This is a genomic window from Centipeda felix (assembly GCF_900186465.1).
GTDB classification, from domain to species: Bacteria; Bacillota; Negativicutes; order Selenomonadales; family Selenomonadaceae; genus Centipeda; species Centipeda felix.
Map to the genome: position 1 here is coordinate 155,287 of NZ_LT891956.1, position 15,306 is coordinate 170,592.

A 15,306-nucleotide genomic window follows, 5' to 3' on the forward strand; every position below is an offset into this window, starting at 1 on the left:
CTGCTTCAGCCTTTTGGGCATCAGTGATAAATACATCGTGATCATCGCGGCGCATCTTTTTTGTCCGAACTTCGTCGGAAAATCCTTCACAGAGAACTACTCTGTCTCCGGGGTGCTTCCTCGTTCAGACGAAAAGTCTACGCCCCAATCTGAAGACCTATTTTATCGGTGATTCCTTAAGTTTCGAGGTAAGACCGGTAAGGTTGAAGCATGCAACGTAGTGATCGACACTCGCTTGAATCTTGTAGATAACGTATTTCTCGCCGTCGATGCCGCTGACCGCCAGGTTCTGATAGAGCCTTGCGATCTCCTCTTTGACACGCGGAAGATCGAAGGTGTAGTGACCGCTGATCTCTATGATCAATTGCGTCAGTTTCTCGTCCTTGAAGATATCCTCGGGTAAGAGCTGATCCTTGCCGTCGACCATCCATTTCTTCCAGCGGCCGCTCTGCACGGATTCCTCACGAAGCGCTGCGCCGAGCCCCGAGGCTTCCTTGATGAGTCCCTGTTTTACCAGACGTTCCTCGGTCTCGATGAGCTTTAGATACGCCTGCGTCTCGACTGTGCCGAACTCAGGTGCGACGTTCATCGCGGTGACGCCCAGTGCGGGATGCTCAAGGAGTGTTGCGTCGTCCAGATAATCGCCGTTGTGCTCCTTGAGGCCGACGCCGTACTTTTTTGCGACCGCAGAAAGCTCTTTGCAGGACGTGCTGTCGACATGACCAACATTTTCTGTCAGGCGCGTGAGTGTACCCGTATTGCCGACGATGAAAGCGGGGTGCGGCAGCCCCTTCGCATCCAGCTGTGCGTGCAGCTTCTCGATGAATTTTTCATAGTTCTCCGGTGATGTGAGGCCGCCGTTCGTCTCCTCCGTGCCTACCTCATAACTAACGGGCGGCAGATTGCGCTTTTTGCGCTCCGTCTCGACGTAGTCGATGAGCTCCACCGTGCGACGGATGTTTACGTCCATATCAATGACCTTGCCGACGACGTAGGGATCCTTGGTCGGGTCGATATGCAGGAGATCGAAACCGTTCTCGAGATCGACGAGGTAGGACTGCTTGCCGAGGCGCATCGCCTCATCCTCTGGCAGATGAGCGTTCCGCTCATTGTCGCGCTGCCACGGCCCGCCGTGATCGCGGCAGAGGTAGTAAAGCCCCTCGTAGCCGACCGCCTTTGCTGTTTCTTGGATTGCTTTGTGGAAACGCGCCTGATCCCAATGGCAGACGTAACCGCCGCCCAGTTCATCCGCATCCACCTGATTGCGGCTCGCAATGAACATGAGGGGGAAATCCTTTTGCTTGGCGAGCAACATGGTTGCCTTGATGAGTGTTGGACTCATGGGTCCGATACCGACCATTGTCGCTTTTGCACTGCCTTCGAGCCGCAGCATTTTCTGAACGACTTCATGCAGGGTCATCTTTGACATGTGTAAGATCCTCCTTAGATGTATATATTATTTTTCTGACGACGCTATGTCCTTGCGCAGTATATGCAGGCAGAGCGCCGTAACCAAGACACCGATCAGCATATCAATCGCGTACCACAGCGCACCATGAGTCACGGCGGGCAGTACGATCAGTCCGCCGTGCGGAACCATGCACTGAACACCGTGGATCATGCCAAGTCCTGCGCCGACTGCACTGCCGATGATGATCGATGGAAGTACAGTCCGCAGGCTCTTGACCGCGAAGGGGATAGCGCCCTCAGTGATGCCGATCAGCCCCATGAAGATTGCGGAGATGCCCATCTGCCGATCTGCTTCCTCCCATTTCTTTCGCGAAAGGTAAGTAGAGAGACCGACCCCGAGCGGAGGTATAGCGACGGCGATACGATAGGCTCCGTTCGGCTCATAGATGCCCTCTGCCATCAGTGCGAGTGTGAAGGCTGTTGCCGTTTTATTGACGGGACCGCCCATATCAAAGGCCGCCATCGCACCGACGATCAGACCGAGGATGAGTGCGCTGCCGCCCTGCATCCCTGACAGCATGGAGATCAGCTCACGCATGACCCAGCCGATCGGTTCGACAAGAATATAAATATAGGCAAATCCGACGATGAGTGTCGTGAAGATCGGGATGATCAGGATGGGCATGATGGGCTTCAGTGTATTGCCGACATTCCATTTCTTTACCCATTGACCGATGTAGCCGACCATGATGCCCATCAGCATTGCGCCGAGGAAGCCTGTCTGTACGTGGTTATCACCGAACGGTGTGTTGGCGAGATAGCCCGTGATCATGCCGGGGGCAATACCGGGCTTGCCGCAGAGAGCGTAGGCGATATAGCCTGAGAGAACGGGGATCATCATCGCAAAGCCTGCCATGCCGAGCGTTCCGAGGTTTTTCAGTACAGGGTTCGTGACCACCATGCCTTCACCGGCTGTCGCGTCTCCGCTGGCGAGCGACAGGGCTAAACAGATACCGCCGACCACGACGACCGGCATCATGTAGCTGACGCCAGTGTTAAAGGCTTTTGTCAAGTCAGCTAGGATGGATTTTGCTTCTGCCATTTTCTTTTTCCTCCTCTTCTATTTTACAAGTGCGATCGCCTTGTCCACTGTCGCGGCGGGGTCACGGATGAGATCAGCGGGGTTCAGGGTCAATACGCGTCCTGCTTCGTCCTTCTCCTCGAAGCGATCCTCGCCCTCAATGCCGATGGCGACCGCCATGACAACAACATCCGCGTCGTCGATTTCATCCTGTTCAAGCTCGTTTTCGATGCCCATGCCGCCTTGTGTCTCCACCTTGCAGTCAAAGCCGCGTTTTTTGCACTCCTTTTCCAGTGCTTCCTGCGCCATGTAGGTGTGGGCAATGCCCGTGATACATGCTGCTACACCGACGATTTTCATATGAAACCCTCCTAAAATAAAATACTTATCGAATGCTCTGGTCGATCTCGCTCAGGAGAGCGTATGCTTCCCGCTGTGATCGACAGGCATAGAGTTTCTCCCTAAAGTCGTCATCGAGGAGCTTCTTGCTGATGGCGGCGATCGCCTTTAGATGCAGCATCTCTGTATTCGTCTCCGGCACGCCGATGAGGAATGCTGCCTTGACCTCGTCTCCCGTCTCTTGGTCCCAGATAAATGGTGTCTCGAAGCTCATAAAGGAGATGAATGGTTCTTTTACCGCGTCTGTCTTTCCGTGTGGGATCGCAATACCGTATCCGATGGATGTTGAAACCTCTTCTTCCCGTTGCAGCACCGCTTCCATGAATTCCTCCGGATCTCTCAGCACCCCCTCTTCTTTTGCCGCCCCTGCGATTTGGCGGATAACATCCTCCTTGTTCTTGAGGGCTTCTTTGGCAAAGATCAGTGGCTCACGAATCATTTTTTATAGATCCCCCTTTCTGTTCCTTATTCACAGAATAGCAAAACAATGCGTGGAGTAAAACACAGCGTATTTTCTTCTGCGTGCAAATCCTTGTGTGAAAATAGGAGCAGCTGTATGAAGGTACAGTTGCTCCTATTATGGATATTAGGTGATGATTTCATCCGGCGATAAGATGCGCCAGCTCGAGCCGGAACTCCTGTACAGGCAGTGCCTGCATCTCCGGCAGCGCACGGCGGAGCTCCTCGCTGACCAAACGTTTGTAGAAACTTGAGATGAGTGGGAGGCGGCGGCCCATGTCTACGCGGCTGACGGCGAAAATAAATACATAGGAAATATCAGAGACCCGCCAACGGAGCGGCTGTTTCAGACGGATGATGAGGAGTGCGGTCTCACGGACGAGGTCGGGATTTCCATGTGGTACGGCGATTGTGCCGAGATCTGTCGAGGAGATATATTCCCTCTCCAACAGGCTGCCGAGATAGTCTCCCGTGACCGCCCCTGCCTCCTCGAGTTTTCGCGCGGCAAGCGTGAGCGCCTCCTCCGCATTGTTTGCCCGTTCCATATCCATGACATGTGCGCGCATCAGGTAGAGCAGCAGGACGTTCCTCTGCCCTTGGGTCTCCACGAATTGGCGCACGGCAGCTAGTTCCTGCGCTGGCAGCGTCGGAGAGACATAGAGGACGGGCGGCAGACCCTCTGTATTCGCAATGGCCTCCGTGCTCACGACAAGATCGGCTTCCGCTGCATCATGTGCGAGGAAACTTTGCATCGAGGTGCTGCCGATGATGAAGATGCCCGCGTGCAGATGCGTAAGGCGCTCGGCGATGAGGTTTGCCGCCGCCATGCCATAGTGGCAGACGACCAGCACACGTACGCGCTGGCCTGTGCTCCTGAGACGTTCAAGTGCCGCTTGGAAATGCAGCGTCAGGTAGAGAAGTTCCTCCTCCAAGACCTGATAGTCATACATCTCTGCTAAAACTTGTGCTGCGATCACCGCCATTTCGAAGCCGATCGGGTACTCGACGCGGATCCCTTGTCCCTCGTGCTCTTGAAAGGTCGTCTTGAGGAGGTCGCGCCGGATCACTGTCGTATAGAGGTGTACGGCGAGTCCTGAGAGCAATGCCTCATCCCCTGAGAGATCGAGTACAAGACGCCCCTCGATGCGTGTGAGAATCTCATTTAATGCACCCTGCATTTCCTCACGATAAAATGCGCTATCCTCCATCTTTTGCTTGCGCAGACTTAGGAAGAGATAGCGAAAATATGCCCGCTCGTCGACAGGCAGCCCGAGTGCATGCACGACATCCTGCGCAAGTTCCTGACAAAGCGCCTCCCCTTTCATGCCTGTGGAAAGCTCTCCGGCCAAGGGCCCCGGTGATGCCATACGGAAGGCCCGATGCACATAGGTGATGTAGACCATCTGGAGATATGCCAACCGCTGTGATTCATCCGTGAAACTAAATGCGCGCTGCGCACGGAGCAGACCGACCGCTTTGGCGGCTCGTGCCGCTTCCTCCTCCGTCACGAAATCCAGCAGCGGGAAATGATCCCTGTGGAAGAGGCGTGTTTCCTCCTTGAAGTCGATCCCCTTGAAGTACGGCAACAGGAGTTCTGCAAACAGATTGCGCCGCTCGAACTGGGTGCTTGTCATGCGTATACCATGCCGACGCATGGATATTATCTCGTCGTCGTACTTTTGAAGCAAGATACTCATAACCTTTTCCAGCAGGGACTTCGAAATGAAGAGTGCGTCTGCCATATCTTGGAGCACCATGAAATCATCGCTCATCAAGAGGAGTAGGCGTACCTGGCTTTCGAGGGAGAACTCCTGCATTGTTTGGGCGGTCTTGCGCAGATAACTCAAATTTTCCCGTCCGATCAGGCGGATTCCTCCGCCCGAGCGTATGGAGATCTCCACACCATGCTCTCTGAGCAGGGGCGTGAGCTGCAGGAGGTCGTTTTTTACCGTTGCCGCTGCGACATGCAGCGCCGCTGCAAGCTCTCGCTGTCCCCACTGCGGCTGCTTTTGCAAATAGCGTAAGAGCGTCAGCTGCCGTCGGATCAGTTTCATTTCCTGCACCTCCTTTGTATCCTGCTTCCCTACGCGATGCATTCATCATAGCAAAGAGGGGAGACAGATAATACACATATTTTTTCTGTGTACAATAAAATTTGTGGGGCTGTTTGACTTTGTATGGAAAATTTACCCCCACGGCACTCTCCTTTTCTCGTTTCACAGCAACTACTCTCGATAGAGGTAAATGTGAGGCAGGAAAGGAGAATTTTTTATGCGAAACAATTTGCCGCGTGTGGACTGGATGGTCGGGACGGGGCTGGTCGTCGTCGCGATTCTCTCCGTGTTCTATGGGAGCGCGGAGCTGACGAGCAACATCGCCTCGGGGCTGATCGGCTTTCTCGGGCGCACGGTCATGATGCGCGGGGAAAAGGAGGGGACGCGATGAGTGCGGTGCTTCCTGCGTCTGCCATGCGGCGCGTGACCTGCCGTGAGCTGCGCCTCCTCGGGGCGGCGTACCGCCTGCCGCTCGCTTATGCCGCCGCGCGCTGCGCACGCGAGACGAAGCTCTACCTGCACTGGACGGCGGGGCACTACGGGCAGTTCTTCGCGGACTACCACGTCCAGATCGACGCGGACGGCGCGATCTATGTGATCGGGGACGGTGCACTCGATGCGCTGCACGCCGCGACCTATCGGCGCAACAGCGGGAGCGTCAGCATCGCCCTCCTCGGCTGCGTCGGAGCGACGACGGAGGATCTCGGCGCAGAGCCGCCGACCGCCGCGCAGATCGAGGGGCTGGCGATGGCGGCTGCGGCACTTGCTGACGGCCTCTGGCTCACGATCGACATCGAACGCATCATGACCCACGGCGAGGCGGCGGACAACGCGGACGGCGTCTGTGCCCACGCGCCCTATGGACCGCGCACGACATGCGAGCGCTGGGACCTCGAGTACCTCGGTACAGCGGAGAGCCCCGCCTTCGCCCCGTGGGCGAAGGACGGCACGCGCGGCGGCGACGTGCTTCGAGGAAAGGCACAGTGGTATCGTCAGCACAAGTAGACCGCCCTGCCAAGGCAGAGAGGACCCTCATATACGATCACGGTACCTCACAAATTCCGATCCATAAAAATAACCGTCAGTCATATAATGCATTCAGCAAATATGACCGGCGGTCATTTTATTGGGGAAATCAAGGGATGATCATGGAACGAACAAAACGCAGGCGTTCCTTCCTCGTCATACTGAGCACAGTTATGGCGTTCGCCTTGCTCTCAACGGACATCTTCCTGCCCGCTCTGATCGATCCCCCTTTGGCCGCGGACGACGCGATAAGCTGACGCGGGATTCTCCCGTCATTTTATGCAGTCATAAAAATTAGCAGTAAGTCCTAACAGAACTTAAATTCATTTTATATCCATTTCCCATATGCGCATCGTATTCTATCCACAGAGACCGTGATAGGTTGACGGCAGCGCCGTCTGAAAGGATGTGGTTCACATGATGACAACAAAGATGATGAAGCGGACTGCGATCGCCGCGATCGTCGGCGCCATGAGCTACGGTGCCGCAGGCGTGGCCGAGGTATCCGCGCACGCGCTCAGTGTACCGGCAGAGCGCGCGTCGTACACGAGCTTTGACGGACGCGATGATGTTCAGCAGCTCGCATGGGGCGGACGGCGCAAGAGCGGCAGCAAGCGCTACTCGAAGGGAAGCATGACTACGGCCGCCATCGCAGGCGCTGTCGTTGGCGCGATCATTGCGAAGAATACCTGATATTCGGAGATCATAGGGCACCCACTCCTACGGGGGCGGGTGTTTTTTTGTGCTATAATATCTGCAAAGGAGGAAATCGGATGATATATTCCACTTTTGCCGGGGCAATGCGCACATATGTCCTGATCGGCGCTCTGTTCGGGCTTATGCCGCTCTCTGCCGCTGCACATCCCGTGGACGATCCGGCGGATCCTGTCTACCGGGCGCGGACGGTTCTGCCCGACGCGGCAAAGGCGCGCCGCGACGCACCGGCACTCGAGACGCTCCGCGCCGCTGCTCCGCGTACGGTGCATTTCGCCGATGCGGCGGTGACGGCCGCCGCTGCTCCGCGTACGGTGCATTTCGCCGATGCGGCGGTGACGGCGGAGACGCGCCGGCTCTATGCGTATCTTACAGCGCTCGGGCGCCTGCAGTACACGATCTACGGACATCAGAACGACGCGCATCATAAATTTTTTCGCATCGACAGCGGTACGAACTCCGATACGAAGGACATGACGGGCGCGCTCGCAGGGATCGTCGGGCTCGACGCACTCTCGCTGACGGGTGAGGAGCTGGAGCTGACCGATGCGGAGCGCGCAGCGGGCATGAGCTGTGCGGACAAACTCGAGCGGATCGCGGCAGAGGCGTCGAACGAGGGCGCGATCCTGACGCTCTCCATGCACATTCCCAACCTCGCGCGCGCGGCCAAGCGACCGCAGGCGGCTGGCGGCTATGACTTTTCGGGCTATTCGCCGGACGATCTCTCGGGGCATGTCCTGCACCGCGCCGTTCCGGGCGGCGATCTGCATCCGGTCTATACGGCCTACCTCGATATGGTCGCGGATTTTCTGCTGCGCATGCAGAGGCGCGGCATCCCCGTGCTCTTTCGCCCGCTCCATGAGCACAACGGAGACTGGTTCTGGTGGGGCGCAGCGGGGACGGACGGCGCGGACTACACTGCGCTCTGGCAGTACACGGTCCACTATCTGCGCGATGTACGCGGCGTGCACAATGCGCTCTACGTCTATGCGCCGAACGCGCCGTTCTCGTCGGCGGAGGACTATCTCGACCGCTATCCGGGCGATGCGTATGTGGACGTATTCGGCTTTGACTTCTACGACGATGACGACGATACGCCCGCCTTTTTGGAGCGGCTCGAGCATGCGGCGGCGCTGGTTGTGTCTGCGACGGATGCGCACGGCAAACTCCCTGCGCTCACCGAGGTCGGCGTTCATAAAAACGGCGGCGGGCTCGCACTCACGGGCAATGACGATCCGCATTGGACGAGTGCGGCGGCAGCCGTCGCGCGGCGTCATCATATCCCGTATCTCATGACGTGGGCGAACTTTGAGCAGGAGGAGAAGAACTTCTACCAGCCCTTCATGGTCAGCGATACGCGCGGCCACGAGCTCGTCGACGGATTCATTGACTACTATAATGAGGAGACCTCGCTCTTCGCCGACGGTCTCGGAGACTGGCGGGGATTGCCTGTGCCTGTGCAGGAATAAAGATTGGGGGCTGGGAAATCGCCGGGTATCCCGGCCGCACGCACTCCCCCATAGACCTTCCTTGCGATAGAAATGATACCTTACCTTTCGTTCTCTTTCTGCAGGTAAAATCCCTACGCCAAGCGGCTGCTTTTCGCAAAAAAGCGAACAAGGACGGGCATCTGTGTGCTATACTGAGCAAAATGAGTTCGTATCAATCTTGAGAGGGATTGTTGTGCCCTTGGCATTACTGAGGGAATGTGTCTTTATATTTGCGATAGGGAAACATAATGAGAAGAGCATATTATTCGGATTCAATTTCTTCTTTTTTGATGGCAAAAGAAGATCATATCCTCGGGCGGTTGATGATCGAGGATTCGTTTCGGACCGAGGATATTCAAAAGAACGCATGGCGTGCGGAGATCCAGATTTTAAAGGAGCAGCTTGCCTCCTTTCCGGACGGAGAGATCGCCTTTGAATTCACGATTCCGCGTATGGGACACCGTGTGGATGTCGTGCTCATCATCCAGGGAATTATTTTCCTGCTGGAGTTCAAGGTCGGGGATGATACGTATGCAAAATCAACAAAAGATCAAGTGATGGATTATGCCCTTGACCTCAAGTATTTTCATGAGGCGAGTCGGGACCGCACAATCGTGCCGATCATTGTGCCGACGGAGGCGGCCGATCAGACGAATACACTGGCTCTGATGGAAGATGGGATTGCACAGGTGCTCTGCTGCAATCGGCATAACATCGAGGGCGTGCTTCGGCAGGTCCTGTCGCAGATGCATGCCGCTCCTCTACCCATGGATACGTGGCTGGATGCGCGCTATGCGCCGACACCGACCATCATTGAGGCGGCACAGGCACTCTACCGCGCGCATTCAGTTCGTGATATATCGCGCAGTGATGCGGGGGCAGAAAATCTGACTGTGACGACGGCAGCGATCAATCAGATCATAGATGAATGCAAGGCACGCCACAAAAAGGCGATCTGTTTTATCACAGGAGTTCCTGGGGCGGGAAAGACACTTGCGGGTCTGAATATTGCCAATGCGCGTCATCAATTCAATGAGGATGAACATGCCGTATTTCTCTCGGGGAATGGCCCCCTCGTTGCGGTTCTGCAGGAGGCATTGGCACGTGATCGGGCAGCGACGCACAATGTGACCAAAGAGCAGGCGCGACGAGAAACGAAGTCTTTTATTCAGGTGATTCATAAATTCCGTGATGAGGCGTTGTCCTCATTGCGCCCGCCCATCGAGAAAGTTGCCATTTTTGACGAGGCGCAGCGTGCATGGGATGCTGATGCACTGATGAAATTTATGAAGCGGAAAAAGGGTGTGCCAGATTTTCACCAATCGGAGCCGGAGTTTCTCATCAGCATCATGGACCGGCATGCAGACTGGGCGGTGATCGTCTGTCTCATCGGCGGCGGGCAGGAGATCAATACGGGGGAGGCCGGCATAGCGGAATGGCTGCATGCGCTACGTGAACAATATCCGGACTGGGAGATCCATCTATCGGATCGGATGACAGACAGTGAGTATGTGGGGAGCAGTGACATTCAGCGGATGCTGGGGGATCGGGCGTATCGAGTTGTCTCGTCCCTGCATCTGGGCGTATCGCTGCGTTCCTTTCGGAGTGAGCGGCTTGCAGATTTCGTTAAGGCACTGCTCGATGAGGATGTAGCTGCGGCACGAGAGCTCTATGCTGCGCTTTATTTGAACTATCCCATCGTTTTGACGCGAGATCTTGCGCGTGCAAAGGCGTGGGTGCGCAGCAAGGTGCGCGGGACGGAGCGATCTGGGGTGCTTGCGAGTTCAAAGGCGAAGCGTTTGAGAAGTGTTGGCATTTGGGTGAATGTGCAGCGGGATCCTGTTGCATGGTTCTTGAATGATCCGGCGAATGCAGATGCTTCTTGTTTCCTTGAGGTTCCCGCTACGGAGTTTGAGGTACAGGGCCTCGAGATCGACTATGGGCTCCTTGCGTGGGACGCAGATCTCCGCTATTGTGATGGTGGATTCGATTATTTTGACTGCCGCGGAGCCCGCTGGATGCACGTCAATAAGGAACAAGGGCAACGCTATCTGAAGAACGCCTATCGCGTCCTCCTCACCCGGGCCCGGCAAGGCCTCGTCATCTTCGTTCCTGAGGGGGACATGGATGATGAAACGCGCAGGCCGGAATACTATGATGGTACGTATGAATACTTGAAGTCGCTGGGACTGCGAGAGATTTAATCAGCCTCACTGCGGGGATCATTCCTCTGCATTGGCATCCGGCGTTCGTTCGGCATTGGCTGCGCGTGCCATAATCCTCCTCATATTGAGAAGGACGCAGGATTTTAGAGACGCAGGAAATATTTTCGTCTTTATTATTGGAAAAGTTTGATAACAGGTTTATAATAAAGCGTCTTCAATTTTTTATGATTGCCTTTGGGAGGCGTGTCCAATGAATTCATTCTTTGAGCGGCAGTTTCGGCTGCAGGAGAATCACACAACGGTGACAACGGAGGTCATCGCAGGGCTCACGACATTTGCAACGATGGGCTATGTGCTCGCCGTTGTGCCGCATATGATGGGGGAGGCAGGGGTTCCGACGGGAGCGATGCTTACGGGCATGGTGCTCATGATCTTCGTTGCGACGATGGCGATGGGGCTGTATACGAACCGTCCCTTTGCCCTCGCGCCCGGCATGGGCAGTGTCGCGATTTTTTCGATTACGATGGTGCAGCTGCAGAATGTACCGATTGGTGTGGCGAGTGCGATCGTTTTTCTGAGCGGATTGCTTTTTATCATCGTGACAGTGCTTGGCATACGAAAGGCTATTGTCACGACAATCCCGCGCGGCATCAAGATCTCGATCGGTGCGGGTGTGGGCATCTTCCTCGCGGTTATCGGGATGCGCAATGCAAAGCTGCTCGCAGCAAATGCGAAGAAGGTCGCGCTCTCGTTCGGCGATCTCACACAGCCGGTTGTCCTCCTCGCGGCGATTACTTTCATCATCCTGCTGGTTCTCTCTGCACGTAAGGTGCGCGGTGGAGCGCTCATCAGTATTCTCGCGGGGACGGTCATTGGCATCCCGATGGGCATTACGAAGATTCCCGAGAGCATCTTCCGTATCCCGGACAGCATCGCCCCCATTTTCTTCAACTTTGACCTTGGTGGTGCGCTCAATCTCGCGTATCTGCCGTTCCTCTTTGCGTTCTTCCTGCCGGACTTCTTTTCCAGCTTCGGCACGGCGATCGGCATCGGGGGCAAGGCAGGTTTCCTCGACAAAAACGGCGATCTGCCGGGGCTTGACAAGGTCTTTCACGTGGACTCCATCGCCGCGACGATCGGCTCACTCTTTACGATCCCCGTGCTCATCACCTATCTCGAGTCCGGCGCGGGGGTCGAGGCGGGCGGCCGCACGGGACTGACGGCGTGCACGACGGCCCTCGCATTCCTCCTCATCCTCGCGGTGACGCCGCTTGCGCTCATGATCCCCGCAGCGGCGACGGCGCCTGTCCTTATCTACGTCGGCGTCAGTATGATGGCGGGTATGCGCAATCTTGACTATACGGATATCGCCGAGTATATCCCTGCATTTCTCTGCGTTGCGTTCACCGCGTTCACGTTCAACATCGCGAACGGCATCTCCGTCGCCTTTATCTCGTTCGTCATTATCAAACTTGCCATGGGGCGCACGGCGGAGCTGCACAAGGGACACTATCTGCTTGCCCTCCTGCTCGCGTATTATTTCTACGCCATTGCAGGGGTAAAATAGGAGTATGGTATGGATATTGACATCCTTCTGACTGATGGGAAGATATACAACAGCTATCTCAAAAAATTCATCCCGGGCAATATTGCCGTCAGCGGCGATCGCTTCGCCTATGTCGGCATGGACGAACTGCCGCTCACACCGCGGTGTACGGTCGATCTCGCGGGGCAGTACGTCATCCCTGGGCTGATCGACTGCCATATGCACATTGAAAGTACGATGTGTGCGCCGCGTACGTTTATGAACGGCGCGGCACGCAGCGGTGTGACGACGCTCATCGCGGAGCCGCATGAGATCGCAAATGTATTCGGTCTCGCGGGCATCCGCGCGCTGATGCAGAGTGCGCAGGACGGCCCCTGCGACGTCCGCATCGCCATCCCCTCGTCCGTTCCGTCGACGAATGACGCGCTCGAGACGGCGGGTGCTGCGATCGAGAACGATGATGTCGAGGCGCTCATGCACATGGATCAGGTGATCTGCCTCGGCGAGGTGATGAACTGCCGCGAGGTCATTGCAGACGCGCACTCCAAGACGAATCGTCTGATCCGCCAGATTCAGCACGGCCGGCCGGATTTCTCCATCGAGGGGCACTGCCCGCGCTTCGTCGGATGGGAGCTGGCGCAGCTCCTCTATCGCGGCATCCGCTCCGATCATACGGATCAGTCGCTCGAGGGGCTCGCACAGCGCGCCGCAAATGGAATGTTCATCCAGCTGCAGGAAAAGACACTGAAGAAAGAGTTTCTCGACTACCTCATGGAGAACCGTCTGTCGGGGCGTTTTGCCCTCGTCACGGACGACACGATGCCCGATGACTTCATGCGGCGCGGGCAGCTGGACCACCTCGTCCGGCGGAGCATGGAGCTCGGCCTTGCGCCCGAGGAGGCGGTCTATGCGGCGACCTATGCACCCGCGCAGCATATGGGGCTGCGGGATAAGGGCGCGATTGCCCCCGGCCGCATCGCCGACTTCGTCGTGCTCTCGGATCTGCGGGCCTTTGAGATCGAGCGTGTCTGGCGCGCGGGACGGCAGGTCTTTGCGCGCGGCGAGGCGTGGGAGGAGCCGGAACGGGACACGTCGTTCCCCGCGCATTTTTACCGCAGCGTGCATCTGGCGCCGCGCAGTGCCGAGGACTTCGTTCTGCGTGCGCCGATCACGGAGGGGGCGGTGCTCTGCCGCATCCTCGAGGTGCAGGAGCATACGACCTTTGTCGCGGAGGGGTGGGCAGAACTGCCCGTGCGCGGCGGCGTGATCGACTGGGAGAGCAGCCCCTACAACCTTGCCTGTGTCTTTGAGCGGCACGGCAAAAATGGCGGCTGCGGCATGGCGCTCGTCGGCGGGACAGCGCTCACGCGCGGTGCGGCGGCGACTACCTATGCGCACGACAGCCACAACCTGCTCGTCCTCGGACAGACGGCAGCCGATATGACGGCGGCAGCAAACGCCGTCATCGACATGCAGGGCGGTATTGCCGCTGTACGGGACGGAAGCGTCACTGCGTGTGCACCGCTCCCCATCGCGGGCATCCTCTCTGACCGCCCGCTCCCCGTCCTCGGCGAGCAGATCGCGCATGTTCGCCATGTCCTTGCGGACTGCGGCTATCGCCACGACAATGTCATCATGTCCCTGAGCACCATTCCGCTGCCCGTCAGCCCGTATTTCAAACTGACTGACAAGGGGATCATCGACGTGAAAAAAGGCGCCGCAGTGCCTTTGATTGTGTAACGAAAAGTGCTGCTGTACGAAGCTGGAAAACTTCGTGCAGCAGCACTTTTTTGATGTGTGATTCAATCCGGAGACGCTCCGTCTTTGTACAGTACCACAAAGCTGTCCAACAGCTGCTTTACATGAGTATCATCCGATTCGATGCACAAGCCGCGGTGAGTACCGCGCGCTCTGCTATCAGGGCTACAATGCGGCGCTCATGGCAATCGACCGCGCGCAGACGAATCCCGCAGCCCGCAGCGGCAAGCCGCTCGCCATCGTCCTCGACTGCGATGAGACCGTCACGGACAACACGCGTGCCATGGCAGAGGCTGCCGCCGCGGGCAACGGCCGCTACGATGCGCTCTGGTGGCGTGCGACCGTGCACGAGGCTCGCTCCGAGGCCCATGCCGGGCGCGGCAGAGTTCCTGCGCGAGGTCGCGCGGCGCGGCGTTGCCATCTTCTACGTCAGCAACCGCTGGAGCGAAGTCAACTACGAGCCGACCATCGAGAACCTCAAGGCACTCGGCTTCCCCTCCGTCGACGCGGAGCACGTTCTCCTCATGGAGGATCGGAAGATGAGCGACAAGCAGCCGCGCTTTGATCGGATCACAGAGGACTACGATGTCGTCGTCTATATGGGCGACAACGCGGGCGACCTCCCCCTCGGGACCAAGGGAATGAACCGCGCCGCACGGAATGCCGCCATCGACGCGGCGCAGGAGGAGTTCGGCACACAGTACATCGTCTTTCCGAATCCCGCCTACGGCTCGTGGGTCAGCGCCCTCTCGAAGGACTACATGACCATGAGCCCCGAGGCGCGAGAGGCGTTCTATGAAAAGATGCTGACGGAGTAACAGAATACAATGAAAAGAGCCCGTCTCTGCAAATGCAGGGGCGGGCGTTTTGGGGGATATATTATAATGCAGGAATCGACGGATAATACGGCGAAATAAAGGAAAATACATTTGATGTAAAGATGCATAAATTATACAGAGCATTCTGATGAGAACTAACCAACGATACAATACTTAATTTGATATGATGCGAAACGAAGCCTTTCTCCTATGACAATTCAAGACTTATATGGATCGGCCTGTTTGCGGTAGATTGCAAGAATAAGTTGCACGGTAAAAAAGACTAGCAAATCGAAGCCTTACGACACTCATTCAGGAAACATTCCTGTGCAGTGTGGTAACCGGGTTTTTTCATGACAGGTTTCTGAGCCATTGTTGTATCACAA

Annotated in this window: 14 protein-coding genes; 8 read left to right on the forward strand and 6 right to left on the reverse strand. The window is 56.7% G+C overall.

Annotated elements, in window-relative coordinates; all coding sequences use genetic code 11:
* Window positions 1–157 precede the first annotated feature (157 nt).
* The 5 genes from C1713_RS01820 to C1713_RS01840 all read right to left on the reverse strand — a co-directional run bounded on the left by C1713_RS01820 (window position 158) and on the right by C1713_RS01840 (window position 5,403).
* On the reverse strand, window positions 158–1,429 hold the full coding sequence (locus C1713_RS01820) for a class II D-tagatose-bisphosphate aldolase non-catalytic subunit (RefSeq protein ID WP_061945516.1): 1,272 nt from the start codon (window positions 1,427–1,429) through the stop codon (window positions 158–160).
* Between the two features lie 27 nt (window positions 1,430–1,456).
* On the reverse strand, window positions 1,457–2,512 hold the full coding sequence (locus tag C1713_RS01825) for a PTS fructose transporter subunit IIC (RefSeq protein ID WP_102492837.1): 1,056 nt from the start codon (window positions 2,510–2,512) through the stop codon (window positions 1,457–1,459).
* A gap of 18 nt (window positions 2,513–2,530) precedes the next feature.
* On the reverse strand, window positions 2,531–2,851 hold the full coding sequence (locus C1713_RS01830) for a PTS fructose transporter subunit IIB (protein WP_061945524.1): 321 nt from the start codon (window positions 2,849–2,851) through the stop codon (window positions 2,531–2,533).
* Between the two features lie 25 nt (window positions 2,852–2,876).
* Window positions 2,877–3,329: a PTS sugar transporter subunit IIA gene (locus C1713_RS01835; protein ID WP_102492838.1), complete on the reverse strand. Its 453-nt coding sequence runs from the start codon at window positions 3,327–3,329 to the stop codon at window positions 2,877–2,879.
* 160 nt (window positions 3,330–3,489) lie between these two features.
* Window positions 3,490–5,403: a BglG family transcription antiterminator gene (locus C1713_RS01840; protein WP_170950746.1), complete on the reverse strand. Its 1,914-nt coding sequence runs from the start codon at window positions 5,401–5,403 to the stop codon at window positions 3,490–3,492.
* Between the two features lie 217 nt (window positions 5,404–5,620).
* Here C1713_RS01840 and C1713_RS12030 point away from each other — a divergent pair, with 217 nt between their 5' ends.
* The 7 genes from C1713_RS12030 (at window position 5,621) to C1713_RS01870 (ending at window position 14,084) form a co-directional block, all read left to right on the forward strand.
* A complete protein-coding gene (locus C1713_RS12030) occupies window positions 5,621–5,794 on the forward strand; it encodes a hypothetical protein (protein ID WP_050342103.1) in 174 nt (57 codons plus the stop codon).
* The gene (locus C1713_RS01845; RefSeq protein ID WP_102492840.1) at window positions 5,791–6,408 is read left to right on the forward strand and encodes a peptidoglycan recognition protein family protein; all 618 of its coding nucleotides are present in this window, start codon (window positions 5,791–5,793) and stop codon (window positions 6,406–6,408) included. The genes C1713_RS12030 and C1713_RS01845 overlap by 4 nt, the downstream gene beginning before the upstream one ends.
* Window positions 6,409–6,846: 438 nt before the next feature.
* Window positions 6,847–7,122, forward strand: coding sequence for a hypothetical protein (locus tag C1713_RS01850; protein ID WP_006690722.1), 276 nt, complete (start codon window positions 6,847–6,849; stop codon window positions 7,120–7,122).
* Between the two features lie 80 nt (window positions 7,123–7,202).
* Window positions 7,203–8,612, forward strand: coding sequence for a glycoside hydrolase family 26 protein (locus C1713_RS01855; protein WP_102492841.1), 1,410 nt, complete (start codon window positions 7,203–7,205; stop codon window positions 8,610–8,612).
* A gap of 311 nt (window positions 8,613–8,923) precedes the next feature.
* Window positions 8,924–10,837 (forward strand): DUF2075 domain-containing protein, encoded by a 1,914-nt coding sequence (locus C1713_RS01860; RefSeq protein WP_245870910.1) that lies wholly within the window; start codon window positions 8,924–8,926, stop codon window positions 10,835–10,837.
* A gap of 211 nt (window positions 10,838–11,048) precedes the next feature.
* The gene (locus C1713_RS01865) at window positions 11,049–12,365 is read left to right on the forward strand and encodes an NCS2 family permease (RefSeq protein ID WP_102492843.1); all 1,317 of its coding nucleotides are present in this window, start codon (window positions 11,049–11,051) and stop codon (window positions 12,363–12,365) included.
* Window positions 12,366–12,374: 9 nt separating this feature from the next.
* The gene (locus C1713_RS01870; RefSeq protein WP_102492844.1) at window positions 12,375–14,084 is read left to right on the forward strand and encodes an adenine deaminase C-terminal domain-containing protein; all 1,710 of its coding nucleotides are present in this window, start codon (window positions 12,375–12,377) and stop codon (window positions 14,082–14,084) included.
* Window positions 14,085–14,202: 118 nt separating this feature from the next.
* On the opposite strand, the gene C1713_RS12130 is transcribed toward C1713_RS01870, so the two are convergent.
* Window positions 14,203–14,472, reverse strand: a complete 270-nt coding sequence (locus C1713_RS12130; protein ID WP_212669082.1) for a hypothetical protein — start codon at window positions 14,470–14,472, stop codon at window positions 14,203–14,205.
* Here C1713_RS12130 and C1713_RS01875 point away from each other — a divergent pair.
* On the forward strand, window positions 14,471–14,920 hold the full coding sequence (locus C1713_RS01875) for an HAD family acid phosphatase (RefSeq protein ID WP_212669083.1): 450 nt from the start codon (window positions 14,471–14,473) through the stop codon (window positions 14,918–14,920). The two genes, C1713_RS12130 and C1713_RS01875, sit on opposite strands and share 2 nt — an antisense overlap.
* Window positions 14,921–15,306: the final 386 nt, after the last annotated feature.

What these genes read in the sequence shown, in the direction of transcription:
- C1713_RS01820 (WP_061945516.1), bottom strand. Translation starts at nt 1,429, where the DNA reads ATGTCAAAGATGACCCTGCATGAAGTCGTTCAGAAAATGCTGCGGCTC.
- C1713_RS01825 (WP_102492837.1), bottom strand. Translation starts at nt 2,512, where the DNA reads ATGGCAGAAGCAAAATCCATCCTAGCTGACTTGACAAAAGCCTTTAAC.
- C1713_RS01830 (WP_061945524.1), bottom strand. Translation starts at nt 2,851, where the DNA reads ATGAAAATCGTCGGTGTAGCAGCATGTATCACGGGCATTGCCCACACC.
- C1713_RS01835 (WP_102492838.1), bottom strand. Translation starts at nt 3,329, where the DNA reads ATGATTCGTGAGCCACTGATCTTTGCCAAAGAAGCCCTCAAGAACAAG.
- C1713_RS01840 (WP_170950746.1), bottom strand. Translation starts at nt 5,403, where the DNA reads ATGAAACTGATCCGACGGCAGCTGACGCTCTTACGCTATTTGCAAAAG.
- C1713_RS12030 (WP_050342103.1), top strand. Translation starts at nt 5,621, where the DNA reads ATGCGAAACAATTTGCCGCGTGTGGACTGGATGGTCGGGACGGGGCTG.
- C1713_RS01845 (WP_102492840.1), top strand. Translation starts at nt 5,791, where the DNA reads ATGAGTGCGGTGCTTCCTGCGTCTGCCATGCGGCGCGTGACCTGCCGT.
- C1713_RS01850 (WP_006690722.1), top strand. Translation starts at nt 6,847, where the DNA reads ATGATGACAACAAAGATGATGAAGCGGACTGCGATCGCCGCGATCGTC.
- C1713_RS01855 (WP_102492841.1), top strand. Translation starts at nt 7,203, where the DNA reads ATGATATATTCCACTTTTGCCGGGGCAATGCGCACATATGTCCTGATC.
- C1713_RS01860 (WP_245870910.1), top strand. Translation starts at nt 8,924, where the DNA reads ATGGCAAAAGAAGATCATATCCTCGGGCGGTTGATGATCGAGGATTCG.
- C1713_RS01865 (WP_102492843.1), top strand. Translation starts at nt 11,049, where the DNA reads ATGAATTCATTCTTTGAGCGGCAGTTTCGGCTGCAGGAGAATCACACA.
- C1713_RS01870 (WP_102492844.1), top strand. Translation starts at nt 12,375, where the DNA reads ATGGATATTGACATCCTTCTGACTGATGGGAAGATATACAACAGCTAT.
- C1713_RS01875 (WP_212669083.1), top strand. Translation starts at nt 14,471, where the DNA reads ATGCCGGGCGCGGCAGAGTTCCTGCGCGAGGTCGCGCGGCGCGGCGTT.
- C1713_RS12130 (WP_212669082.1), bottom strand. Translation starts at nt 14,472, where the DNA reads ATGGGCCTCGGAGCGAGCCTCGTGCACGGTCGCACGCCACCAGAGCGC.